19 protein-coding genes and 1 pseudogene are annotated in these 22857 nt (G+C 69.4%); 13 read left to right on the forward strand and 7 right to left on the reverse strand.

Features of this window, described 5'->3' with window-relative positions; all coding sequences use genetic code 11:
* A partial coding sequence (gene tnpA / locus ACFVGY_RS16695) for an IS200/IS605 family transposase (RefSeq protein ID WP_385677267.1) occupies positions 1-214 on the forward strand: 214 nt, incomplete at its 5' end.
* A gap of 67 nt (positions 215-281) precedes the next feature.
* On the opposite strand, the gene ACFVGY_RS16700 is transcribed toward tnpA, so the two are convergent.
* Entirely contained in the window at positions 282-1472 is a 1191-nt protein-coding gene (locus ACFVGY_RS16700; protein ID WP_385677270.1) for a cytochrome P450, read from the reverse strand.
* 183 nt (positions 1473-1655) lie between these two features.
* On the opposite strand from ACFVGY_RS16700, the gene ACFVGY_RS16705 reads away from it, so the two are divergent.
* Positions 1656-2330, forward strand: a complete 675-nt coding sequence (locus ACFVGY_RS16705) for a helix-turn-helix domain-containing protein (RefSeq protein ID WP_385677273.1) — start codon at positions 1656-1658, stop codon at positions 2328-2330.
* An 82-nt stretch (positions 2331-2412) separates the two neighbouring features.
* Here ACFVGY_RS16705 and kdpB (ACFVGY_RS16710) read toward each other — a convergent pair whose 3' ends face one another.
* Positions 2413-4563, reverse strand: a complete 2151-nt coding sequence (gene kdpB / locus ACFVGY_RS16710; protein WP_385677276.1) for a potassium-transporting ATPase subunit KdpB — start codon at positions 4561-4563, stop codon at positions 2413-2415.
* A gap of 267 nt (positions 4564-4830) precedes the next feature.
* Positions 4831-6717 (reverse strand): APC family permease, encoded by a 1887-nt coding sequence (locus tag ACFVGY_RS16715; protein WP_385677279.1) that lies wholly within the window; start codon positions 6715-6717, stop codon positions 4831-4833.
* A 268-nt stretch (positions 6718-6985) separates the two neighbouring features.
* On the opposite strand from ACFVGY_RS16715, the gene ACFVGY_RS16720 reads away from it, so the two are divergent.
* From ACFVGY_RS16720 to ACFVGY_RS16750, 7 genes are all read left to right on the forward strand, one after another.
* Complete coding sequence (locus ACFVGY_RS16720) at positions 6986-7390, forward strand: DUF4118 domain-containing protein (RefSeq protein ID WP_385677282.1); 405 nt, start codon at positions 6986-6988, stop codon at positions 7388-7390.
* A gap of 506 nt (positions 7391-7896) precedes the next feature.
* Positions 7897-7986 carry a K(+)-transporting ATPase subunit F gene (kdpF, locus tag ACFVGY_RS16725; RefSeq protein ID WP_360623224.1) on the forward strand — a complete coding sequence of 30 codons (90 nt, stop codon included), beginning with the start codon at positions 7897-7899 and terminating at the stop codon, positions 7984-7986.
* An 8-nt stretch (positions 7987-7994) separates the two neighbouring features.
* Positions 7995-9659 carry a potassium-transporting ATPase subunit KdpA gene (gene kdpA, locus ACFVGY_RS16730; RefSeq protein WP_385677285.1) on the forward strand — a complete coding sequence of 555 codons (1665 nt, stop codon included), beginning with the start codon at positions 7995-7997 and terminating at the stop codon, positions 9657-9659.
* On the forward strand, positions 9656-11809 hold the full coding sequence (gene kdpB, locus ACFVGY_RS16735; protein WP_385677288.1) for a potassium-transporting ATPase subunit KdpB: 2154 nt from the start codon (positions 9656-9658) through the stop codon (positions 11807-11809). The genes kdpA and kdpB (ACFVGY_RS16735) overlap by 4 nt, the downstream gene beginning before the upstream one ends.
* Positions 11810-11814: 5 nt before the next feature.
* On the forward strand, positions 11815-12492 hold the full coding sequence (locus tag ACFVGY_RS16740) for a potassium-transporting ATPase subunit C (RefSeq protein ID WP_385677290.1): 678 nt from the start codon (positions 11815-11817) through the stop codon (positions 12490-12492).
* Positions 12493-12611: 119 nt separating this feature from the next.
* Positions 12612-13298, forward strand: a complete 687-nt coding sequence (locus ACFVGY_RS16745) for a response regulator (RefSeq protein WP_385429147.1) — start codon at positions 12612-12614, stop codon at positions 13296-13298.
* A 69-nt stretch (positions 13299-13367) separates the two neighbouring features.
* The gene (locus ACFVGY_RS16750; RefSeq protein ID WP_385677293.1) at positions 13368-15911 is read left to right on the forward strand and encodes an ATP-binding protein; all 2544 of its coding nucleotides are present in this window, start codon (positions 13368-13370) and stop codon (positions 15909-15911) included.
* Positions 15912-16388: 477 nt separating this feature from the next.
* On the opposite strand, the gene ACFVGY_RS16755 is transcribed toward ACFVGY_RS16750, so the two are convergent.
* Complete coding sequence (locus ACFVGY_RS16755) at positions 16389-16703, reverse strand: isoamylase early set domain-containing protein (protein ID WP_385677296.1); 315 nt, start codon at positions 16701-16703, stop codon at positions 16389-16391.
* Between the two features lie 163 nt (positions 16704-16866).
* Between ACFVGY_RS16755 and ACFVGY_RS16760 the strand changes: the two genes are divergently transcribed.
* Both ACFVGY_RS16760 and ACFVGY_RS16765 read left to right on the forward strand, forming a co-directional pair.
* Entirely contained in the window at positions 16867-17739 is an 873-nt protein-coding gene (locus ACFVGY_RS16760) for a universal stress protein (RefSeq protein ID WP_385677299.1), read from the forward strand.
* A 106-nt stretch (positions 17740-17845) separates the two neighbouring features.
* Positions 17846-19321: an AAA family ATPase gene (locus ACFVGY_RS16765; protein ID WP_385677567.1), complete on the forward strand. Its 1476-nt coding sequence runs from the start codon at positions 17846-17848 to the stop codon at positions 19319-19321.
* Positions 19322-19465: 144 nt separating this feature from the next.
* Here the strand turns inward: ACFVGY_RS16765 and ACFVGY_RS16770 are convergent, their stop codons facing one another.
* Positions 19466-19639, reverse strand: coding sequence for a hypothetical protein (locus ACFVGY_RS16770; RefSeq protein WP_385677302.1), 174 nt, complete (start codon positions 19637-19639; stop codon positions 19466-19468).
* Between the two features lie 28 nt (positions 19640-19667).
* Positions 19668-20531, reverse strand: a complete 864-nt coding sequence (locus ACFVGY_RS16775) for a potassium channel family protein (RefSeq protein WP_385677305.1) — start codon at positions 20529-20531, stop codon at positions 19668-19670.
* Between the two features lie 294 nt (positions 20532-20825).
* Here ACFVGY_RS16775 and ACFVGY_RS16780 point away from each other — a divergent pair, with 294 nt between their 5' ends.
* Both ACFVGY_RS16780 and ACFVGY_RS16785 read left to right on the forward strand, forming a co-directional pair.
* Entirely contained in the window at positions 20826-21470 is a 645-nt protein-coding gene (locus ACFVGY_RS16780) for a CBS domain-containing protein (protein ID WP_385677308.1), read from the forward strand.
* A 133-nt stretch (positions 21471-21603) separates the two neighbouring features.
* A pseudogene (locus ACFVGY_RS16785) lies at positions 21604-21852 on the forward strand (response regulator transcription factor); the annotation flags it as partial.
* Positions 21853-22022: 170 nt separating this feature from the next.
* Here the strand turns inward: ACFVGY_RS16785 and ACFVGY_RS16790 are convergent.
* Positions 22023-22691 carry a class I SAM-dependent methyltransferase gene (locus ACFVGY_RS16790; RefSeq protein WP_385677311.1) on the reverse strand — a complete coding sequence of 223 codons (669 nt, stop codon included), beginning with the start codon at positions 22689-22691 and terminating at the stop codon, positions 22023-22025.
* Positions 22692-22857: the final 166 nt, after the last annotated feature.

Genomic DNA, 22857 nt, shown 5'->3' on the forward strand with positions numbered 1-22857 from the left:
GGTGAACTACCCGCCGAAGGTCGCCGTGTCCGGCCTCGTGAACAGCCTCAAGGGCGTGTCCGCCCGGATCCTGCGCCGGGACTTCACCGGCCGCGCGAACCGGGCGATCATGCACGGGCACTTCTGGTCGCCGTCGTACTTCGCCGCCTCGTGCGGAGGCACACCACTCGCGGTGGTGCGGCAGTACATCGAGCAGCAGCGCCGCCCGCTGTAGCTTCGCTCTGCGGGCCGTTCCGGCTTACCCCGCCCTGAAGGACGGGGCTTGCGCCGGCATCATCCGGTCACGCGTCCCAGGTGACCGGGAGGCTCTTCACCCCGTAGATGTCCGCGGTCTCCGGGCGCAGGGCAACATCTTCTGCCGGAACGGCCAGGCGCAGCGTGGGGAAGCGGCCCAGCAGCGCGGAGAACGCGACCCGCATTTCGATGCGGGCCAGCTGCGCACCCAGGCACAGGTGGATGCCGTGCCCGAAGGCCAGGTGCCCGCCGCCCTGCCGGTGGATGTCGAGCACGTGGGGATCGGCGAAGCGCTCGCGGTCTCGGTTGGCGGTGTTGTACGACAGGACGACCGTGGTGCCGGCCTCGATGATCTGGCCGCCCACCTCGACGTCCACCAGCGCCGTCCGGTGGAACGTCTTGGCGACGCTCAGATACCGCAGCAGCTCCTGCACGGCCTGGTCGATGAGCGCGGGCTCGGCGCGCAGGGCTGCCAGCTGTGCCGGGTTCTGCAGCAGCGCGAAAGTGCCGAGCGATAACATGTTCGCGGTGGTGTCGAATCCGGCCGCCAGCAGGATCAGGCTGATCCCCTTCAGCTCCTCATCGGTCAGGTCGCTGTCGGTGAGTTCGCTGAGCACGTCGTCGGTGGGGTTCGCGCGCTTGGCGGCCACCAGCTGCGCGAGGTACTCCTGAGTCGCGGTGTAGGCCGCTATCAGCTCCTCGTCGCTCGTCCCCCCGCTCATGAACGTGTCGATCTGCTCCTGGAAGGAGTCCCGGTCCTCGTACGGCACCCCCAGCAGCTCACAGATGATGATGGTGGGGATGGGCTTGGCGAACGCGGTCACCAGGTCCGCCGCCGGCCCGGCCTCCTCCATGGCATCCAGGCATGCGGCGGTGACCTGCTCGATCCGCTCGGTGAGCAGGCGCATCCGCCGCGCGGTGAACTTGCCCACCAGCGGCTTGCGGTAGCGGCTGTGCTGCGGATCGTCCATGAGGAGGAACTCACCGGGCGGCGCCGGAGGGAGCTCGAAGTCGACCACGTTCATGAGCTCCTTGCGCGAGCTGAACCGCGAGTCGGCCAGCACCGACCTGACCAGGTCGTATCCGGTGATCAGCCAGCCGGGTTTCCCGCCGGGGTGGGTGTAGCGACTGATGGGGCCATGCCCGCGGGCGTCGATCAGCTCGGCCGGCGGGTCGAAGGGACAGCCGGTCTGACGCTCCGTCGGCAGTGTCGTGACGGTGTGGAGGGACTCGCTCATGACCATTCCTCATCTCGCGACATCACGTGTTTGACGCACACCGAAAGCTACGTTGCGTTCATAAAACCGTCAATCGCATCCAGGACGTATCTCCAGCTAGATGACGGTAAATTGATGCAATGACGCTGACGGTGAATGCAATTTCGCGTTGCAATGAATGGAGACGAAGGCAATACTGACGGCATGCCAGGAGGACGGTTGACCCAGCAGGAGCGCCAGCGCATCGCGGCCGGACTCGCCGGCGGGCTCTCCTACGCCGAGATCGCCAGGCGGCTCGACCGGCCGACCTCGACGATCAGCCGGGAGGTCGCGCGCAACGGCGGCCCCGGCGGCTACCGGCCGCAGCAGGCGCACCGGGCGACGATCCAGCGGGCGCGGCGCGACACACCGACACCCTCGCGCACGGCCGGAGCGCCGAGCGGCGCGGTGGAAGAGGAGATCATCGAGCTGGCGGTCAGGTCGGGTATGCCGAGGATGACAGCGCGCGTACACGTCGACCTGCTGCTGTCCGAGGACGGCAGGCGCACCGCGGCCGAGTTGACCCGCCGGCTGAAGGTCAGCCCGGCCTCCGTCTCCGTGGCCGTGAACTCCCTCGTCCAGCACGGTTACGTCCGACGCGAGCGCGATCCACAGCGGCGTCGCGACATCTACGTGGTCGACGACGAAGCCTGGTACCACTCGATCGTGATCAGCTCGCGGCAGACGCTCGAATCGGCTCAGGCCGCCATGGCAGCGGCCGAGGCGCTCGGGCTCGACAGACCTGTGGGACAGCGACTGGCAAAGGCAGGTACGTTCCTGGAGCGGGTCGTCCTGGACATGATGGAGTCGGCCGACCGCTGGCGCCCCTTCCTGACGTGACGGGTTTCAGCCCGGGGGCCGAGGCGTCCCGGTGGGCAATCTCAAGGACTCGCACAGCTGCATGGCAGACCCCCGACGGGATTCATCCGAGTCCGGGAAGGGTGGATACGACGAGGTCGATGAGCTTGATCCCGACGAAGGGGAGGATCAGGCCGCCGAGGCCGTAGACAGCGAGGTTGCGGCGCAGCAGGTCATGGGCGGAGGCGGGCTTGTAGCGGACGCCGCGCAGGGCGAGCGGGATGAGCGCGATGATGATGAGCGCGTTGAAGATGATCGCCGAGGTGATGGCGGACTGCGGGCTGTGCAGGCCCATGATGTTCAGCGCCTCCAGGCCCGGGTAGGCCGCGGTGAACATGGCCGGGATGATCGCGAAGTACTTCGCGACGTCGTTGGTGATCGAGAAGGTGGTCAGGGCTCCGCGGGTGATGAGGAGCTGCTTGCCGATCTCGACGATGTCGATGAGTTTGGTGGGGTTGGAGTCGAGGTCGACCATGTTGCCGGCTTCCTTGGCGGCAGAGGTGCCGGTGTTCATGGCCACGCCGACATCGGCCTGGGCGAGGGCGGGCGCGTCGTTGGTGCCGTCGCCCGTCATCGCGACCAGCTTGCCGCCCGCCTGTTCCCGCTGGATGAGGGCCAGTTTGTCCTCCGGGGTGGCTTCGGCGAGGTATTCGTCGACGCCGGCCTCGGCCGCGATGGCGCGGGCCGTGAGCTCGTTGTCGCCGGTCACCATGACCGTACGGATGCCCATGCTGCGCAGATCGGCGAAGCGCTCCCGGATGCCGTCCTTGACGACGTCCTTGAGGTGGATGATGCCGAGGACCCGCGGCCCCTCCCAGTCGTGAACGGCCACCAGCAGCGGCGTACCGCCGGACTGGGCGACCTGGTCGGACCAGGCGGCGGCTTCGGCCTGGACCGTTCCGCCGCGCATCGCCACCCAGTCCATGACCTGGGCGGCCGCGCCCTTGCGGATGGCGACGCCGGCGCCGTTGTCCCAGCGCAGGTTGACCCCGCTCATCCGGGTGCGGGCGCTGAACTCGGTGAAGCGCGGGTTGGCGAGCTCGTGTTCGGCCGGGGGCGTGAGTCCGTACCGGGCGGCGAGCTCGACCACCGACCGGCCCTCCGGCGTCTCGTCGGCGAGGGAGGAGAGCTGGGCGGCGTCCGCCAGCTTGCCGTGGTCGACGCCCGGCAGCGGGATGAACTCGGTGGCCTCCCGGTTGCCGTGGGTGATGGTGCCGGTCTTGTCGAGGAGAAGGGTGTTCACGTCGCCGGCCGCTTCGACTGCCCGGCCCGACATGGCCAGGACGTTGCGCTGGACGAGGCGGTCCATGCCGGCGATGCCGATCGCGGAGAGCAGGGCGCCGATGGTGGTGGGGATCAGGGTGACGAGCAGGGCGACCAGGACGGTGGTCGACTGGGCCGCCTTCGCGTAGGCGGCCATCGGCTCGAGGCTGACGACGATCAGGATGAAGATGACGGTGAGCGCGGCCAGCAGGATGTTGAGGGCGATCTCGTTCGGGGTCTTCTGCCGGGAGGCGCCCTCGACCAGGCGGATCATGCGGTCGATGAAGCTGTCCCCGGGGCGGGAGGTGACTCGGATGACGAGCGAGTCCGACAGGACGGTCGTGCCGCCCGTGACGCCCGACCGGTCGCCGCCCGACTCCCGCAGGACGGGGGCCGATTCGCCGGTGACGGCGGACTCGTCCACCATCGCGGCCCCGTCGACCGCGTCGCCGTCGGCGGGGATCATCTCGCCCGCCTCGACGAGCACGAAGTCGAACGGCTGGAGTTCGGCGGGGGTGACCACCTCTGTCTCCGCGGTGCGCAGGTTCGTGCCGTACGTCCAGTGCCGCAGGCGCACGGCGACCGTGTCGGTGCGGGCCTTGCGCAGTGAGGCGGCCTGGGCGCGGCCGCGGCCTTCGGCCACCGCCTCGGCGAAGTTGGCGAACAGGACGGTCAGCCACAGCCAGATGCTGATCACCCAGGTGAACACGGAGGGGTGGATCAGTGCCGAGAGCGTCGTCAGCACGGACCCCACCCCCACGACGAACAGAACGGGCTTCTTGACCAGTTCGCGAGGGTGGAGTTTGGCGACGGCCTCCCGCGCGGAGACCGCGAGCTGTCCGGGCTCCATCATGTTGGCCCGCCCGGGACGCCTGCGGGGCGGCCGGGTAACCGGAGACTGCGGCGGAGTCCCGAGACCCGGGGGAACGTGCTGCGCGGCGGCGGAAGACATCGAAAGACCTTCTCAGCGGAGTCGGCAGGGCAGGCGTCCCCTGCCCGCACGGCGGCGGACAGGGGACGCGGACTGCGCAGTGGATGGGCGCTGCCGGGACCGTTCACATGGAGCCCCCTCGGCCGTCGTCATGCGGGTCGGGGTATCCGGCAGCGCAACAGGCAGAAAGCTACTGCCTGTTTCCGTTCAACCACCGTTTCCAACAGGGGAATTGGCATCTTCTTGACGGCGGCGCACGGGATGCGTCAAACCACCGTCAAGAGCGCGTCAGCGGGCGTCGGCGGTGATGCGGAAACGCAGTCGGCAGATCACGGCGTCGGTGTCGCGGCGCACGGCGTGGGCGACTACGGCGCCGCGCTGGTTCTGCAGGATCCGCTGCCACAGACGGTCGGGCTCGGTCTCCGGGATCAGGACGGTCACCTGGGCGCCGGGATGCTCCCGTGTCAGGTCCCGGACGTAGCCGGAGACGGGCCGGCCGAGCGAGCGGCTCGGGGAGGACAGTTCCACGAGCTCGACGCCCGGGTTCCACAGCTCCCAGTCGCGGCGCAGCGCCTCTGCCGCCTGCCGGTCCTCGGGGGCCGAGTGGGTGACGGTCACCGCCAGGACCTCGTCGCCGAGCGAGCGGGCCGCGGTCAGGGCCCGGCAGGTCAGCAGCGACAGCCCCGACACGGGGACGACGACCAGGGAGCGGGAGCGGTGCGGGACCTGCGGGACGCGGCCCAGTTCCAGGCGCTCGCCGATCTGCCTGTACGCGCGGTGGACCCGCTCGAAGGCGAGGACGAGCAGCGGCAGGGCGACGACGATCAGCCAGGCGCCCTCGGTGATCTTGGTCGCGGTCACCACGACCGCCGACACGCCGGTCAGCAGCGCTCCGAAACCGTTCAGAGCGGTCTTCGCCTGCCAGCCCTTGGGTCGTTCCAGCGACCAGTGCCGGACCATGCCGACCTGGCAGATGGTGAAGCCGACGAAGACGCCGATGGCGAAGAGCGGGACGAGGGTGTTGGTGTCGCCTCCGGAGAACACCAGCAGGGCGGCGGACACGGCGGCCAGGGCGAGCACGCCGTGGCGGTGGACCTGGCGGTCGGCCTTGAGCGCGAAGAGGTGCGGCAGGTAGTTGTCCCGGGCGAGCAGGCTCATCAGGACGGGAAGGCCTCCGAAGGAGGTGTTCGCGGCGAGGGCGAGCAGCACCATGGTGGCGAACTGGACGACGTAGAAAGCCGCGTTGTGACCGAAGGACGCGTCCGCGAGCTGCGCGAGGACGGTCACGCCCTCCACCGGCTGGAGGTGGAAGCGTCCGATCAGGACGGACAGGCCGATCAGCATCACGCCGAGCAGGGCACCGAGCGCGACCTCGGTGCGCTGGGCGCGCCGGGTGGCGGGGGCCCGGAAGGACGGGACGGCGTTGGCGACGGCCTCCACACCGGTCAGCGCGGAGCAGCCGGCGGCGAACGCCTTGAGCAGCAGGAGGGCGCCCACGGTGGTGGCGCCCTCTCCGAGGGCGGACGCGTGTCCGGCGGCGGACTCGGTGCTCACCGGTCCGTCCCGGAACAGGCCGACGGTGATCATCGCCAGGATCGAGCCGACGAACACGGCGGTGGGCACGAGGAACGCCTTGGCCGAGTCGACCACCCCGCGCAGGTTCACGGCCGTGACCAGGACGAGCACGCCGAGGCAGATCCACACCCGCTCCGCGTACAGCTCGGGGAACGCGGACGTCAGGGCCGCGACGCCGGCGGTGACGGACACCGCGACGTTCAGTACGTAGTCCAGGATCAACGACGCGGCGGCGACCAGGCTGGTGCAGCGGCCGAGATGGCGCTTCGCGACGGCGTAGGAGCCGCCGCCGTCCGGGAACGCGGCGATCACCTGCCGGTACGAGGCCACCAGCACGGCCAGCAGCGCGGCGATCGCAAGGGTGACGGGAAGGGTGAAGCCGAGTCCGTACGCGCCGGCCGCTGCCAGCACGAGCACGATCGACTCGGGGCCGTACGCGACGGAGGCCATGGCGTCCAGCGACAGGGCGGCCAGTCCCTGGAGCGCGGTCAGCTTGTGCCGCTCCCCCGCCCCTCCCGCGTCCCTCGCGCCGGTATCAGGGGGCTCCTCCCGGCCCGCACCCTGTCCGGCCGCAGTCGGTTCACCTGTGTATATGGCCATGTCGCCGATTCCTCCGAGTGAGCAAAGTGAGGACAGCGTCGAGGCCGCGCGGGGCGCAAACCAGCATTCTTGGCGGGATCCATACGCCCACCGCCCCACTCTTCACGCACTCCATACGCCGGAACCGGAACGCCATATGGGAAGCGTCAAGACCCCGCCGGTGCACGCGGCTCCCCCGTCGGCCAGGGACACAGTTGATGGGGATGCACCTGATCCGACCCGAGGGGTTCCCCCACCACGGGTCACGTCACCGGACAGGAGGCGCCACATGTCCGGGTACCGCTTCCACAGTGGGCTCGTCATGGCTGCGGCCCTGGCAGCACCCTTCGCAGTGGCTCTCGCGCTCGTGCCCTTCCGTACCGATCTCTCGGCGACGAACGCCGCTCTGGTCATGGTCGTGTCGGTGGTGGCCGTCGCCGCCGTGGGCACCCGGGCGGCCGGCGCGGTCGCCGCGCTGTCGGCGGCCGCCTGGTTCGATTTCTTCCTCACCAGGCCCTATCAGCACTTCACCATCGCTGACCGCGACGACGTCGAGACCGCCGTCCTCCTGCTCGTCGTCGGCTTGATCGTCTCCCAGCTCGCAGTGCGGGTCCGGCCGTGGTGGAGCACGTCCGGAGGGAACTCGTCGATCTGCTCGGCCTGCGTGGCTGCCGCTTCGAGTACGGCAGCCTGATGGGCCGCCTGCCCCGCATGGAGCACGACGGCGGCCTCTGGCTCCGCAGCGGTGCCCGGGTCGTCGAGTACGCCACGTGGCCCGACGGCGAAACCGAACTGCGCGCCGTCGGCGGTGGTCACTACTACAGCCGGTTCCTCCTCGACCCGGTTCCGGGCCGTCCCTACCCCCGGAGGAAGCCCGGCTGGTCGCCGTCGCCCTGGCCGCCCAGGCTGGCGCGGCCCTGGACACGGCGGGACTGGCCCGGAAGGGATGAAAGCCGCACTTCGCCGCCGGTCACAGCGATCGCCGTAAGGAGTGCGTTAAAGGTTCCCGTGCACCCGTATGGACCTCATCAAGGTCTCTTAACGCGGAGGGCGACTCACGGTTTGCTCTGTCTCGGCCACTCCGGCCGATTCCATCTCATCACTTCATCAGGAGCTCACGATGGCCGACCTGGCCTTCGTCCTCACCACGGTCGCGATCTTCGCGCTGGTGGGTCTCATCGCCAAGGGGGTGACCAAGCTGTGACCGTCGAGAACATCGTCGGCCTCGTCGTGGCCGTCGCCCTGCTCGGTTACCTCGTCCTCGCCCTCGTCAAGCCGGAGAGGTTCTGAGTCCCGATATGAGTCCCCAGATCGCTGGTGTGCTCCAGCTGCTCGCGCTGATCGCCGCGCTCGCGCTGGCCTACCGTCCGCTCGGCGACTACATGGCCCGCGTCTACTCCTCCGAGAAGCACTACGCACCGGAGAAGTGGATCTACAAGGCCATCGGCGCCAACCCGTCCGCCGAGATGCGCTGGCCCGCCTACCTGCGCGGCGTCCTGGCCTTCTCGGCCGTGAGCGTCCTCTTCCTCTACGCCCTCCAGCGGCTCCAGGGCTCGCTGCCCGGCTCGCTCGGCTTCGCCTCGATCGACCCGGACCAGGCGTTCAACACCGCCGCGTCGTTCGTGGCGAACACCAACTGGCAGTCGTACTACGGCGAGCAGGCCATGGGTCACGTCGTGCAGACCGGCGGCCTGGCGGTGCAGAACTTCGTGTCGGCGGCCGTGGGCATGGCCGTCGCCGTCGCCCTCGTCCGGGGCTTCGCGCGCTCGCGCACCGGTGAGCTCGGCAACTTCTGGGCGGACCTGGTCCGCGGCACCGTCCGCATCCTGCTGCCCATCGCCGTCCTCAGCGCGATCGTCCTCGTCGCCTGCGGCGCCATCCAGAACTTCGCCGGGATCCACGAGGTCGGTCAGTTCCTGGGTGGCACCCAGCAGTGGAACGGCGGGGCGGTGGCCTCGCAGGAGGTCATCAAGGAGCTGGGCACCAACGGCGGCGGCTACTTCAACGCCAACTCCGCCCACCCCTTCGAGAACCCGACCCCGTTCTCCAACCTCTTCGAGATCTTCCTGATCCTGGTCATCCCGTTCGCGCTCACCCGCACCTTCGGCAAGATGGTCGGCTCGGTCCGCCAGGGCTACGCGATCCTCGCCACCATGGCGGTCATCTGGATCGGCTTCACCGCGCTGATGATGTGGACCGAGTTCGCCGGCAAGGGCCCGGCCTTCGAGCTCGCGGGCGGTGCGATGGAGGGCAAGGAGACCCGGTTCGGCATCGGCGGCTCGTCGATCTTCGCCGTGGCCACCACCCTGACCTCCACCGGCGCGGTCAACTCCTTCCACTCCTCCTACACCGGCTTCGGCGGCGGCATCACCATGCTGGGCATGCAGCTCGGCGAGATCGCACCGGGCGGTGTGGGATCCGGCCTCTACGGCATGCTGATCATGGCCATCATCGCGGTGTTCATCGCCGGCCTGATGGTCGGCCGCACCCCCGAGTACCTGGGCAAGAAGATCGGCACCCGCGAGATCAAGCTGGCGGCCTGCTACATCCTCATCACCCCGGCCCTGGTGCTGTGCTTCACCGCCGCGGCGATGGCGCTGCCGACCCCGGGCAACTCGATGACCAACTCCGGCGCGCACGGATTCTCCGAGATCCTCTACGCCTACACCTCCGGCGCCAACAACAACGGCTCCGCCTTCGCCGGCCTGAACGCCGACACGCAGTGGTTCAACTCGACCATCGGCATCGCCATGCTGCTGGGCCGCTTCCTGCCCATGGTGTTCGTCCTCGCGCTCGCCGGCTCGCTCGCCGAGCAGAAGCCCGTGCCGGAGACCGTGGGCACCCTGCGCACCGACAAGCCGCTCTACGCCGGCCTGCTCGTCGGCACGATCCTCATCATCACGGGTCTGACGTACTTCCCGGCCCTGGCGCTGGGTCCGCTCGCCGAAGGGCTGGCGTCATGACCTCCGACGTTAAGAAGCAGGACACCATGCCCCCGGCCAAGGACACTGTCACAGCCCCTCCCACCCGTGCCCCGCACCAGGATGTCCCCACCGGCCACAAGCCGGGCGGCGGCCGCGTCGGCGGCGGTCTCTTCGACCCCAAGCAGCTGCTGAAGTCCTTCCCGGACGCCGTCCGCAAGCTCGACCCGCGCGTCATGGTCAAGTCGCCGGTCATGTTCGTGGTCCTGATCGGTTCGGTGGTCACCACCGTGCTGGCGCTGAAGGATCCGACGGACTGGTTCGGCTGGGCGATCACCGCCTGGCTCTGGCTGACAACGATCTTCGCCAACCTGGCGGAGGCAGTGGCCGAGGGCCGCGGCAAGGCGCAGGCCGACACCCTGCGCAAGGCCAAGACCGACACCGTCGCCCGTCGCCTGGCCAAGGACGGCAAGGGCGAGGAGCAGGTGCCGGGCACGGAGCTGCGTATCGGTGACCTGGTGGTCTGCGAGGCCGGGGACGTCATCCCCGGCGACGGTGACGTGGTCGAGGGCGTCGCGTCCGTGGACGAGTCGGCCATCACCGGTGAGTCGGCCCCGGTCATCCGGGAGTCCGGCGGCGACCGCAGTGCGGTCACCGGCGGGACGAAGGTCCTCTCCGACCGCATCGTCATCAAGATCACGACGAAGCCCGGTGAGACCTTCATCGACCGGATGATCAACCTGGTCGAGGGGGCCGCCCGGCAGAAGACGCCGAACGAGATCGCCCTCAACATCCTGCTGGCGTCCCTGACGATCGTCTTCCTGCTGGCCGTCGTCACCCTCCAGCCCTTCGCCATCTACGCCGGCGCCGAGCAGTCGATGATCGTGCTGACCGCCCTGCTGGTCTGCCTCATCCCCACCACCATCGGCGCGCTGCTCTCCGCGATCGGCATCGCCGGCATGGACCGGCTCGTCCAGCGCAACGTCCTCGCCATGAGCGGCCGCGCGGTCGAGGCCGCCGGCGACGTCTCCACCCTGCTGCTCGACAAGACCGGCACCATCACCCTGGGCAACCGCCAGGCCGCCGAGTTCGTCCCCGTCAAGGGCACCACCGCGGCCGAGCTCGCCGATGCCGCCCAGCTGTCCTCCCTCGCCGACGAGACCCCCGAGGGCCGGTCCATCGTGGTCCTGGCCAAGGAGAAGTACGGGCTGCGCGAACGCCACCAGGGCGAGCTCTCCCACGCGGAATGGATCGCCTTCACCGCCCAGACCCGCATGTCGGGTGTGGACGTCGACGGCCGCAAGGTCCGCAAGGGTGCGACCGGGTCCGTCGTCGCCTGGGTGAACGAGCGCGGCGGCGAGGTCTCGGACGACGCCCAGACACTCACCGACACGATCTCGCAGGCCGGCGGTACGCCGCTGCTCGTCGCGATCGAGGACGAGCAGGGTGCCCGGGTCCTCGGTGTCATCCACCTCAAGGACGTGGTCAAGGAGGGCATGCGGGAGCGGTTCGACGAGCTGCGCCGCATGGGCATCAAGACCGTCATGATCACGGGTGACAACCCGCTCACCGCGAAGGCGATCGCCGAGGAGGCGGGTGTCGACGACTTCCTCGCCGAGGCCACCCCCGAGGACAAGATGGCCCTCATCAAGCGGGAGCAGGCCGGCGGCAAGCTCGTCGCCATGACGGGCGACGGCACCAACGACGCGCCCGCGCTCGCCCAGGCGGACGTCGGCGTGGCCATGAACACGGGCACGTCGGCCGCGAAGGAGGCCGGCAACATGGTCGACCTCGACTCCAACCCGACCAAGCTCATCGAGATCGTCGAGATCGGCAAGCAGCTCCTGATCACCCGTGGAGCCCTGACCACGTTCTCCATCGCCAACGACGTCGCGAAGTACTTCGCGATCATCCCCGCGATGTTCGCCGTGGTCTACCCGGGCCTGGACAAGCTCAACATCATGGGCCTGGCCTCGCCCGAGTCGGCGATCCTGTCCGCGGTCATCTTCAACGCGCTGATCATCATCGCGCTCGTGCCGCTCGCCCTCAAGGGCGTGCAGTACCGGCCGACCAGCGCCGACAAGATGCTCCGCCGCAACCTCGGCCTCTACGGCCTCGGCGGCCTCATCGCCCCGTTCATCGGCATCAAGCTCATCGACCTGCTCATCTCCCTCATCCCCGGGATCGCGTGATCGGCATGAACACTTCCGTAGGCAACACAGCACGTCTGATCGGGGCGGGCTTGAGGGCCCTGCTCGTCCTGACGATCGTGTGCGGCGTGCTCTACCCTCTCGCCGTGACCGGGATCGCCCAGGCCCTGTTCAACGACAAGGCCAACGGCTCGGAGATCAAGGACAAGAGCGGGCAGGTCGTCGGCTCCTCCCTCATCGGGCAGACCTACAACCTGCCCAAGAAGGATCCGAACGACGCCGAAGAGGCGGCCAAGCCGGACCTGAAGTGGTTCCAGCCGCGCCCCTCCAACGGCCTCGGCAGCAACAGCGTCAACACCCAGTACTCCCTGATCCTCTCCGGCGCCACCAACCGGGCCGGCGACAACCAGGACCTGATCAAGTGGGTCACCGACGCCAAGGCCGCCGTGGTCGCCGACAACTCCACCGCCACCTACAAGGTCAAGCCGCAGGACGTGCCGGCCGACGCGGTCACCTCTTCCGGCTCCGGCCTGGACCCGAACATCTCCCCGGAGTACGCCGAACTCCAGATCCACCGGGTCGCCGAGAAGAACGGCCTGACCGTCGCCCAGGTGGAGAAGCTCGTCAAGGACAACACCGAGGGTCGCACTCTCGGCTTCATGGGCGAGCCCCGCGTCAACGTGCTGGAACTCAACACCGCCCTCAAGGCACTGTCCAAGAACTGATGGTTCACCTCGCACGGACCGAGAGCCGGCAGGGCGCCGGGTTCCCCCAGCCACCGCTGGGGAGCCCGAGCGCCCCGCCGGTCTCTCCCGTGGTCGTATCTAAGGAAGGCTGCACACCGATGACCCGGGTGCTCGTGGTGGAGGACGATCCTCAGCTCGTCCGCGCACTCAAGATCAATCTCCAGGCGCGGAAGTTCGACGTCGAGGCGGCGTCCGACGGCGGCTCGGCCCTGCGGCTCGCAGCCGCCCGCAAACCCGATGTCATCGTCCTCGACCTCGGGCTGCCCGACATGGACGGCATCGAGGTCATCAAGGGAGTGCGCAGCTCCAGCAAGGTCCCGATCCTGGTCCTGTCCGCCCGGCACACGTCGGAGGACAAGATCCGGGCGCTGGACGCGGGCGCGGACGACTACGTCACCAAGCCCTTCAGCATGGACGAGCTCCTGGCCCGGCTGCGGGCGGCCACCCGCAGACAGGCGGAGCCGGACCGGCGGGCCGACGACGTCACCGTGATCACGACCGACGGGTTCAGCATCGACCTGCTGGCGAAGAAGGTGCGGCGCGGCGACCGCACCGTACGGCTGACCCCGACCGAATGGCACCTGCTGGAGATCCTCGTCACCCACCCCGGGCACCTGGTCTCCCAGCAGCAGCTGCTGCTGGAGGTCTGGGGGCCCACGTACAGCGAGAACACGAATTACCTGCGTGTCTACATGGCCCAGCTCCGGCGCAAACTGGAGGCGGACCCGTCCCACCCCCGGTACCTGATCACCGAACCGGGCATGGGTTACCGCTTCGAACCGTGACCGGCCCCGGCCGGAACGGTTCCGGGACCACGCGCACAGACCTGTCAGCACACACGAGAAGTCGACATCATGGGACGCGGAAAGCTCCGTATTTACCTCGGCGCGGCACCGGGCGTCGGCAAGACGTACTCGATGCTCTCCGAGGCACACCGTCGGATCGAGCGGGGCACCGACTGCGTCGTCGGCTTCGTCGAACACCACAACCGGCCCCGCACCGAGGTGATGCTGCACGGCCTGGAGATGATCGAGCGGCGCGAGATCGAGTACCGGGGCAGCACCTTCACCGAGATGGACGTCGACGCGATCCTCGCGCGACGTCCGGCCGTGGCCCTCGTCGACGAGCTCGCGCACACGAACGTGCCCGGGTCCCGCAACGCCAAGCGCTGGCAGGACGTCGAGGAGCTGCTCCAGGCCGGCATCGACGTCGTCTCGACGGTCAACATCCAGCACCTGGAGTCCCTGGGCGACGTGGTCGAGACGATAACCGGGGTCCGGCAGCGGGAGACCGTCCCGGACGAGGTGGTCCGCCGGGCCGACCAGATCGAACTGGTCGACATGTCCCCGCAGGCACTGCGTCGCCGCATGGCCCACGGCAACGTCTACAAGCCGGACAAGGTCGACGCGGCCCTGTCCAACTACTTCCGCCCGGGAAACCTGACCGCCCTGCGCGAGCTGGCCCTGCTGTGGACCGCCGACCGGGTCGACGAGTACCTGCGCGAATACCGCGGCGAGCACAACATCCGTACCACCTGGCAGGCCCGCGAACGCATCGTCGTCGGCCTCACCGGCGGCCCCGAAGGGCGCACGCTGATCCGCCGCGCCGCACGCCTGGCGGAGAAGGGCGCCGGCGGGGAGGTCCTGGCGGTCTACATCGCCGCCAGCGACGGCCTCAGCTCGGCCTCGCCCAAGGAGCTGGCCGTCCAGCGCACCCTGGTCGAGGACCTCGGCGGCACCTTCCACCACGTCATCGGGGACAAGGTCTCCGACTCCCTCCTGGAGTTCGCCCGCGGGGTCAACGCCACGCAGATCGTGCTCGGCGTGAGCCGGCGCCGCTCCTGGCAGTACGTCTTCGGGCCGGGCGTGAGCGCCACCGTCGCCCGCGAATCCGGCCCCGACCTCGACGTACACATCGTCACCCACGACGAGGCCGCCAAGGGCCGCGGCCTGCCGATCCCCCGTGGGACCCGGCTGGGACGCTCCCGGATCATCTGGGGCTGGCTGACGGCCGTCGCCGGCCCGGCCCTGCTCACCCTGCTGCTCAGCCAGGTCGTTCCCGATCTCGGGCTCGCCAACGACATGCTGCTGTTCCTCACCCTCACCGTGGCGGCCGCCCTGCTCGGCGGGCTGCTCCCGGCGCTCGCCTCCGTGGCCGTCGGCTCGCTCGTCCTGAACTACTACTTCACCCCGCCCCTCCACCAGCTGACCATCTCCGACCCGCGGAACATCGTCGCCATCTCGATCTTCGTCGGGGTGGCGGTCTCGGTGGCCTCCGTGGTGGACCTGGCCGCCCGGCGCACCCACCAGGCCGCCCGTCTGCGCGCCGAGTCCGAGATCCTGTCCGTCCTCGCCGGGAGTGTGCTGCGGGGCGAGGACTCCCTCGAGGCCCTGCTGGAACGGCTCCGCGAGACCTTCGCCATGGACTCCGTCGCCCTCCTGGAACGCGCGAGCGAGGTCGACTCCTGGACCACCGCTGCCGCTGTGGGCCATCAGCCCGTCGGCCGCCCGGAGGACGCCGACGTCGACATGCCGATCGGGGAGAACATGTCCCTGGCCCTGTCCGGCCGCGTGCTGCCCGCCGAGGACCGGCGCGTCCTCGGGGCCTTCGCCGCCCAGGCCGCCGTCGTACTGGACCGGCAGCGGCTCGTCGACGAGGCCGAGGAAGCCCGCCGACTGGCCGAGGGCAACCGCATCCGCACCGCCCTGCTGGCCGCCGTCAGCCACGACCTGCGGACGCCGCTGGCCGGCATCAAGGCATCCGTCACCTCGCTGCGCTCCGACGACGTCGAATGGTCCGAGGAGGACAAGGCGGATCTCCTGGAAGGCATCGAGGACGGCGCCGACCGCCTCTCCGCCCTGATCGGCAACCTGCTCGACATGTCCCGGCTCAACACCGGCACCGTTGTTCCGCTGATCCGTGAGACCGACCTCGACGAGGTGGTCCCGATGGCGCTGGGCGGGGTCCCCGAGGACAGCGTCGAGCTCGACATCCCCGAAACGCTCCCGATGGTCGCCGTCGACCGCGGCCTGCTCGAACGCGCCGTCGCCAACATCGTCGAGAACGCCGTCAAGTACAGCCCCGACGGCCGACCGGTCCTCGTCTCCGCCAGTGCCCTGGCCAGCCGGGTGGAACTGCGCGTGGTGGACGGCGGCCCGGGCGTCCCGGACGAGGCCAAGGAACGGATCTTCGAACCCTTCCAGCGGCACGGCGACGCCCCCCGCGGCGCCGGCGTCGGACTCGGCCTCGCCGTCGCCCGCGGCTTCACCGAAGCCATCGGCGGCACCCTCACCGCCGAGGACACCCCCGGCGGCGGCCTCACCATGGTCCTCACGCTGCCCATAGCCGGAGACGGCCCACCGGTGGCGGCGGAGCTCCCGACCTCAGCGGTTACCTGAAGAGCCGGCGAACAGGACGGATGACAACGCTCATGAGCCGTCCGGCCCGGTATCCCCACACCGGTCGCCGGACGGCTCATGTGTTGTGCGACGGGCATCCGGCGCGTGCTCGCTCCGGACCCGGACCCCCCGGCCGGATCGTGCGTGCCGTCGGCGGTGTTCAGGTCACACGCCGCTGGATACGCGCTACGGAACCGTCATTCCGTCACCGTCGCCACAGCAGTCTCGCCTAAATCAACGCAGGTACGTGACCGTCTTGACGCGTTCCTTCCGCGGCGGCACCCATCCTTGACGGACTCCTGATGGGTGTCCGAACTGCTGTTGCCCTACGTAGCTTTCGCGCCATCAGAAGGTCATCAAGGACCTGCCAGGAAACTTGCCGCCGCACATCGGGTGCGCTGGGATGAGGTCATGAACAGCGGTCCACGCTACGACGACCGGCAGGTGTTCCCTGTCACGCCGAGCCGGGGTGACAGGTCAGGTGTGGAGGCGGCTGTTGATGCCGTCGTGGTGATCGGCCTGCTCGTCGTCGAACCAGTAGTCGCCTGCGGCGAGGTAGCGGAAGGAGTAGGTGGTGCGGGCGGGGAGGGCTACGGTGGCGGCGCGGGTGCCGTCGCCGCGGGCGGTGAGGGGGTGGGTTGCGGGGTTCCAGTGGTTGAAGTCCCCGACGACGCTGACGGGCCCGGCCGGGCTGTCCTCGGGGAGGACGAAGGTGATCTGGGTGCGGCCTTTGAGCTGCTTGCGTTCGAGCACCGGGTACTCCAGCTGGGAGAGTTGTTGTGGCTGCTGCATTCTCTGCCCTGCCGACGCGGCTTTGCTGGTTACGCGCCTGGCAGGCGGTGACGCTCACCCGGCCGGTGGCCGCCGAGGAGGGCCGCTTCGGTGCGCCTGCTCCGCATGGTCGGGAAACTCGTGCACTGTGATCCCGAGGTTCTCGTGAGAGGAGGCTGACGCCATGGACCCGGTCGTGACCGTGGGCCTCGACGGCTCACCGGAGAGCCTGGCCGCTGCCCGCTGGGCCGCCGACGAGGCCGACCGCCGGAGGCTCACGCTGCGTCTGCTCCATGCCTGGCCCATGCTGGCCCCGGAACCGACGCACGTTCCCGCGGAGATCGACCAGAACTACTGGGCGAAGAAGCTCGTGCACAAGGCCCGGGCAGAGCTTCAGGCTACTCATCCAGGACTGCCAATCGTTGGCGAGCTGGTTGCCGACGACGCCCAGGATGCTCTCCTGCGCGCGGCATCCCAGTCCGAGATGACGGTGCTCGGTTCGCGGGGGCTGGAGCTCGTGGAGAGCTATTTCCTGGGTGACATCAGCACGCCCGTCGTGGCCCGGGCAGAGCGGCCGGTGGTTCTGGTCCGTGCCGGTGCACGAAGCGACGGGCCGCCCACACCGAGGCCGCCGGGCGGCGTGGTGGTGGCGTTGAAACTTCGCGGCCCCTGCGATGACCTGCTCGCGTTCGCCTTCGAAACCGCAGCGGCGCGCGGCGTACCCCTGCGGGCCGTCCACGGCGAGAGCCTGCCTGTACACGCCTACACACCGTGGGGCGTGGACCACGAAGTCACCGAAGAGATCAAGCAGGAGGCGCGGAAGCGGTTGAACCTCGCCCTGCACCCGTGGCGCGAGAAGTTTCCGCAGCTCGACGTTGCCGACAGCATTGCCCTCGAAAGCCCGGCCAGGGCCCTTGCACGGGCTGCCGAGGGAGCCGGACTGCTGGTCGTCGGCCGGCGCAAACACCGTCCACCCCTGGCACCGCGCCTGGGCTCCGTCGCGCAGGCCGCCATCCATCACGCGCGCTGCCCTGTCGCCGTCGTCCCCCATGACTGAGCCGGACGACGAACCCATGGAGCAGCGCGGGCCCGCGTACCTCTCCGACGCGTCGGCGCTCCGGCACGGCAGCGGCCACGACTCCGCCCCGGCGCAGCGGGCGGCGGTGTGCGAGACCCACACCGCTGTCGTCTTCTTCGTCGGCGACCGCGCCTACAAGCTCAGGAAGCCGGTCGACCTGGAGTTCCTGGACTACACGACAGCGGCGGCTCGCCGAACCGCCTGCGAACAGGAAGTCGCTCTCAACCGGCAGTTCGCGCCGGATGTATATCTGGGGGTGGGTGAGATCCGCGGCCCCGGCGCGGAAGTGCCGGAACCGCTCGTGGTCATGCGCCGGATGCCGACGGACCGCCGCCTTTCGACACTGGTACGGGAAGGCGTTGCGGTCGAGGGCTTCCTACGGGATGTCGCCCGTCGGCTCGCCGCACACCACGCAGGTGCGGTCCGCGGCCCGGAGGTGGATGAACAAGGCACGAGGGACGCGCTGTCGGCGCGCTGGGAAGCCAGCTTCGCGCAGGTCCGTGACCTGGTTGACGCCGAGCGCCTGCCTGACGGCCTGGCCGAGGTCGAGCGACTGGTACGCCGCTATCTCGCCGGCAGGAAGCAACTGTTCGACACCCGTATCGAGCAGGCGCGGATCGTCGACGGCCACGGCGACCTGCTCGGCGACGACATCTTCTGCCTCGACGACGGCCCCCGCATCCTCGACTGCCTCGAATTCGACGACCACCTCCGCTACGTGGACGGCCTCGACGATGCAGCCTTCCTCGCCATGGACCTGGAGCACCTCGGATCCCCCGAGGCCGCGTCGTACTTCCTCGCCCGGTACGGCGAATACTCCGGCGACCCCGCACCTCCTTCCCTGTGGCACCACTACGTCGCCTACCGCGCGTTCGTGCGCGCCAAGGTCTCCCTGATCCAGGCACGTCAAGGGGCCCTGGGGGCGGAGCCGGCGGCGCGGCGGCTGGTCTCGATCGCACTGCGGCACCTGCGTACCTCCGCGGTGTGCCTGACACTCGTCGGCGGGCTCCCGGGCAGCGGGAAGTCCACTCTCTCCGGAGCACTCGCCGACCGCCTCGGCGTGACGCTGCTCAGCAGCGACCGCATCCGCAAGGAACTAGCGGGCATTCCGGCAGAACAGTCGGCGGCGGCCGGCTACGGCGAGGGCCTGTACACACCCGAGTGGACGGCCGACACATACACCGCCCTCCTCGACCGGGCGTCGGCCCTGCTGTCCTCCGGCGAGTCGGTCGTGCTGGACGCTACCTGGTCCGATGCGGGACAGCGCGAAGCCGCCCTCCGCATGGCCGAACGCGCCGACGCCGACCTCGTGGCACTCCACTGCCAGGTTCCCGACAACATGTCGGAGGCCCGGATCAATACCCGAACCCCGGGCGCATCCGACGCCGACCGCGCCATCGCCAGAGCCATCGCCGCCAAAGAGGCCCCGTGGGCCGAGGCCGTCACGATCGACACCAGCGGTTCCCTCGAATCCGCGGTCGTACAGGCACTGGCAGCCGTACGCCCAGGGGGAACCGGCCAGGCTCCGGTCTTCCGCCGTCCCTACATGGAGCCGGACTGAGCCCCAGGCCACAAGGGCTGTACCCAGCCGGCGGCGCGGATCTGGGCCGGCCGCGGCGGGGTGCCTGGACTGGCTCTGTCAGCAGGGAGCTCGCACACGAGATTCAGCAGGCATGCGACACCTGTCTCGCACGCAACAGGGTTGTCACACGGCGATCAACCGGTCGGTCAGCTCCTTCACCCTGTCTGTCTTGCGGATCTCTGCGAGCACTCTTGCCACGACGGCGCCGCTTGCCGAACCCGTGAGCGTGACGTGCCCCGCGCGCACCGACACTTGGACGGTGTCCGCGGCTTCCGGCGCTTCGGCGCGGGAGAGCACGCGGTCATCGAGGAAGCAAACGCGACCCTCAGTGTCCGTGGTCGCGCGCGAACGCTTCGAAGGTTTGTCGCACGGTTCCCTGTGTGTGCAGAAATCGCTGGTCGAGAATGAGGGCAAGGTCTTCAAGTGCCGCGCGCAGCACCGCCGCCGAGAGCCGGACGTCCGGATGGCGGGCCGCCGCTGCCCGGTCCGCCAGGTTTTCGGCGTACGCGATGTGGCGGGCCAGGGAGGTGCGGTCGTCGCCGTCATGGAAGTAGTAGGACTCGGCGTATTGCATGAAGTCCACCGAGATGACGGAGATGCCGGCGGTCAGGCTGTCGAGGATCGCCGCTCCCGCGTCCGCGTCGATCTGTTCCGTCGTGGGGTGGGTGCGCGAGAGGTGTGACAGGCGCAGCGCCAAGGACCTGCGGCGGGCCAGGGCCGGATAGATCCCGAGGGTCCAGGAGACCGTCGCGCTGAGCAGGACGAAGCCTACGAGTCCTTCCAGGGGAGCGAGAACGCGCAACCACCCCTCGCCGGGTGCGATGTCTCCGAGGCCGAGGGTCGAGACGGTGACCAGGGACACGTAGAGTGCGTCGATGAACCGTGCGTGCTTGGCAGGCTCGAGTCCGGCGGTGTATGTGAACCCGTCCGGCATGTGCCGTGAGTAGACCAGAGCCCAGCCCACCACCACGGTCAGCGTCCATACGGCGACCACCGCCACCATCGCCAGGGGGCCGGTCAACCCCGAGGCACGGCGGCCGCCGGGGAGCCTTGCGGACAGCCGCCACAGGGCCATCATGACCAATCGGCTCAGGCCGCCGTGGCGGGTGGGGTGCCACAAGGTGTGAAACAGGTCGCGCAGGACCAACAGCACCAGGACCACACCCAGAAGATTCACCAGCCAGTCCATACCGCGCCCTTCCTTCAGCTCACCGCCCAGCCTCCCGCACGCCGTCGACGGCCCGCCGCAGCCACACACCAAGGATCTGAGCGCCGTTCACAGCACTGATCGGCAAACGGAAGGGGAAACCCGGCTAGTGCTGCACGGTCCGGCACGGGGGCCACTCGGACCTCCGCAGTGGACCCACCGGGCCCTGCACAGGCACATGCCCGAGTGCTCAGATGGAAGAAGGGTTCGACCCGACCTGCACGCTTCCCAGGGCGGCGGCAGGATCCATGCCCGGACACGGCGAAGGAGCCGGTCATGCCCGCATCTCGCTACACCGTCAGTGACGTCATGACACACACCGCCATCGCCATAGGCCGCGAGGCGTCGTACAAGGAGATCGTCGAGCTGATGCAGGAATGGAAGGTGAGTGCGGTTCCCGTGCTGGAGGGTGAGGGGCGCGTGGTCGGGGTCGTCTCCGAGGCCGACCTGCTGCCCAAGGAAGAGTTCCGCCGCGAGGAGCCCCTCCTGCCGGACCAGTTGGATGAAGCCTCGAAGGCCGGTGGTGTGCTCGCCGAGGACCTGATGTCGAGCCCGGCGGTCACCGTCCACCCGGACGCCACCCTTGCCGAGGCCGCCCGCATCATGGCCCGCAAGCACGTCAAGCGCCTGCCGGTGGTGAACGGGGTCGGCATGCTGGAGGGCGTCGTCAGCCGCAGCGACCTGCTGAAAGTCTTCCTGCGCCCGGACGAGGAACTGGAGGAGGAGATCCGCCAGGCCGTGCTGAGCGAACTCGCACCAGGTGTAGCCCTGGACTTCTCCGTAGTGGACGGTGTCGTCACCGTGCAGGGGGCGCTGCGTGACCGGGCGCTGGTACCGCTCCTGGCTCGCTCCATCCGCGCCGTCGAGGGGGTCGTCGACGTCCGGATGGAACTCGACGGGGCGGTCTCGACCACCGCATAGGCCGACGTGGGCTCTGCCCGAGCGCAAGGGCCGAGGTCGCGGATAGGCCCTCCGGTCCACGGATGCGCATCGGCCGCACCCTGAGACAGTTCGGGTGGAAGCATGCGTAGTGTGGTGCGGATCAGGCGGCGACATGTCCGATGTACCAGGTCCCTCCGCCGAGGTACCGATCAAGGTGTTCCTTCTCGACGACCACGAGGTGGTCCGGCGGGCACTGCGTGACCTCCTGGGTGCCGAGGCGGCCATCACCGTCGTGGCCGGGGCGGGCACCGCGGAGCAGGCGCTGGCCCGCGGCCCGGCGCTGCGCCCGGATGTCGCCGTGCTCGACGTACGGCTGCCTGACGGCGACGGCATCACCGTCTGCCGGGACCTGCGCTCGCGGTTCTTTCGGAGAAGACGGTCAAGAACCGCATCTCCCGGCTGCTGGGCAAACTGGGCGTCGAACGCCGGGTCCAGACAGCGGTAATCGCCGCGCAGGTCCACGAGCAGGAGCACGAGGGCGAGACCCCGAGCCGGAACATTCAGTCACGGTGAGTGACGCTTGGCCGGTGCTCACTGTCGCGGCATGGTCTGGGTGATGCGCCACAGCCTGCGTGGTAGGCCGCCCTCCTCGAAGGCATGGACCTCTTCAAGGACCCAGCCCTCGGCCAGGGCGTCCACCAGGTCCCGGGAGAAGAAATGGACGGCGAAGCCGCCGTGCTCCCAGATGCCGTCCCCGTACCCCGTACCAGCCCCGTAGTGCGCGTCTTGGGTGTGCCGGACCGTGTAGACGAAGGTGCCCCCCGGCCGCAGCGCGCGGCGGACTTCCGCGACCAAGGCGTGGATCTCCTTGGTGGACAGCGCCATGCACAGCAGCATGTGTGCGAAGACCGCGTCCACGGAGGCGTCCGCGAGTGGAAGCGGCTCGCGGACATCGTGGACCACAGCAGAAACCCGGTCGGCAACGCCTTGCGCGGTCGCCGCTTCGCGCAGCTGCTCCAGCCCCACCGGGCTGAAGTCGGTGGCCAGCGCGGAGAAGCCCTCGCGGGCGAAGTACAGCGCGTCACGGCCATGCCCGGCGCCCAGCTCCAGGATCTCGCGGGCGCCGGCCGCCTGGAACACCACAGCGGCGTGGACGGCCGCGGCAGACGGCTCCTCGCCGTACATTCCGGGATGCTCGCCGTAGGTCTGCTGCCAGTGCTCGCGCTGCGTGTCGGCCAGCTCCTGCTCGATGTCGGGCATGTTGGCGCCCTTCTCATCGCGTGCCCCCCCCACGAGATGAGCCTAGATCACACGGTGGCACCGAAGGCATCGGCGACGGTCGGCCGGGTAGTGCCCGGCTCGGGCCGGCACGCGGTTGGACCGAGCGGTCCCCGCCCAGGGCCGTTCGGCCCTCCCGCGACGTACC

The organism is Streptomyces sp. NPDC127106 (assembly GCF_042677605.1).
Lineage (GTDB): Bacteria > Actinomycetota > Actinomycetes > Streptomycetales > Streptomycetaceae > Streptomyces.

What these genes read in the sequence shown, in the direction of transcription:
- ACFVGY_RS16700 (WP_385677270.1), bottom strand. Translation starts at nt 1,472, where the DNA reads ATGAGCGAGTCCCTCCACACCGTCACGACACTGCCGACGGAGCGTCAG.
- ACFVGY_RS16705 (WP_385677273.1), top strand. Translation starts at nt 1,656, where the DNA reads ATGCCAGGAGGACGGTTGACCCAGCAGGAGCGCCAGCGCATCGCGGCC.
- kdpB (WP_385677276.1), bottom strand. Translation starts at nt 4,563, where the DNA reads ATGTCTTCCGCCGCCGCGCAGCACGTTCCCCCGGGTCTCGGGACTCCG.
- ACFVGY_RS16715 (WP_385677279.1), bottom strand. Translation starts at nt 6,717, where the DNA reads ATGGCCATATACACAGGTGAACCGACTGCGGCCGGACAGGGTGCGGGC.
- ACFVGY_RS16720 (WP_385677282.1), top strand. Translation starts at nt 6,986, where the DNA reads ATGTCCGGGTACCGCTTCCACAGTGGGCTCGTCATGGCTGCGGCCCTG.
- kdpA (WP_385677285.1), top strand. Translation starts at nt 7,995, where the DNA reads ATGAGTCCCCAGATCGCTGGTGTGCTCCAGCTGCTCGCGCTGATCGCC.
- kdpB (WP_385677288.1), top strand. Translation starts at nt 9,656, where the DNA reads ATGACCTCCGACGTTAAGAAGCAGGACACCATGCCCCCGGCCAAGGAC.
- ACFVGY_RS16740 (WP_385677290.1), top strand. Translation starts at nt 11,815, where the DNA reads ATGAACACTTCCGTAGGCAACACAGCACGTCTGATCGGGGCGGGCTTG.
- ACFVGY_RS16745 (WP_385429147.1), top strand. Translation starts at nt 12,612, where the DNA reads ATGACCCGGGTGCTCGTGGTGGAGGACGATCCTCAGCTCGTCCGCGCA.
- ACFVGY_RS16750 (WP_385677293.1), top strand. Translation starts at nt 13,368, where the DNA reads ATGGGACGCGGAAAGCTCCGTATTTACCTCGGCGCGGCACCGGGCGTC.
- ACFVGY_RS16755 (WP_385677296.1), bottom strand. Translation starts at nt 16,703, where the DNA reads ATGCAGCAGCCACAACAACTCTCCCAGCTGGAGTACCCGGTGCTCGAA.
- ACFVGY_RS16760 (WP_385677299.1), top strand. Translation starts at nt 16,867, where the DNA reads ATGGACCCGGTCGTGACCGTGGGCCTCGACGGCTCACCGGAGAGCCTG.
- ACFVGY_RS16775 (WP_385677305.1), bottom strand. Translation starts at nt 20,531, where the DNA reads ATGGACTGGCTGGTGAATCTTCTGGGTGTGGTCCTGGTGCTGTTGGTC.
- ACFVGY_RS16780 (WP_385677308.1), top strand. Translation starts at nt 20,826, where the DNA reads ATGCCCGCATCTCGCTACACCGTCAGTGACGTCATGACACACACCGCC.
- ACFVGY_RS16790 (WP_385677311.1), bottom strand. Translation starts at nt 22,691, where the DNA reads ATGCCCGACATCGAGCAGGAGCTGGCCGACACGCAGCGCGAGCACTGG.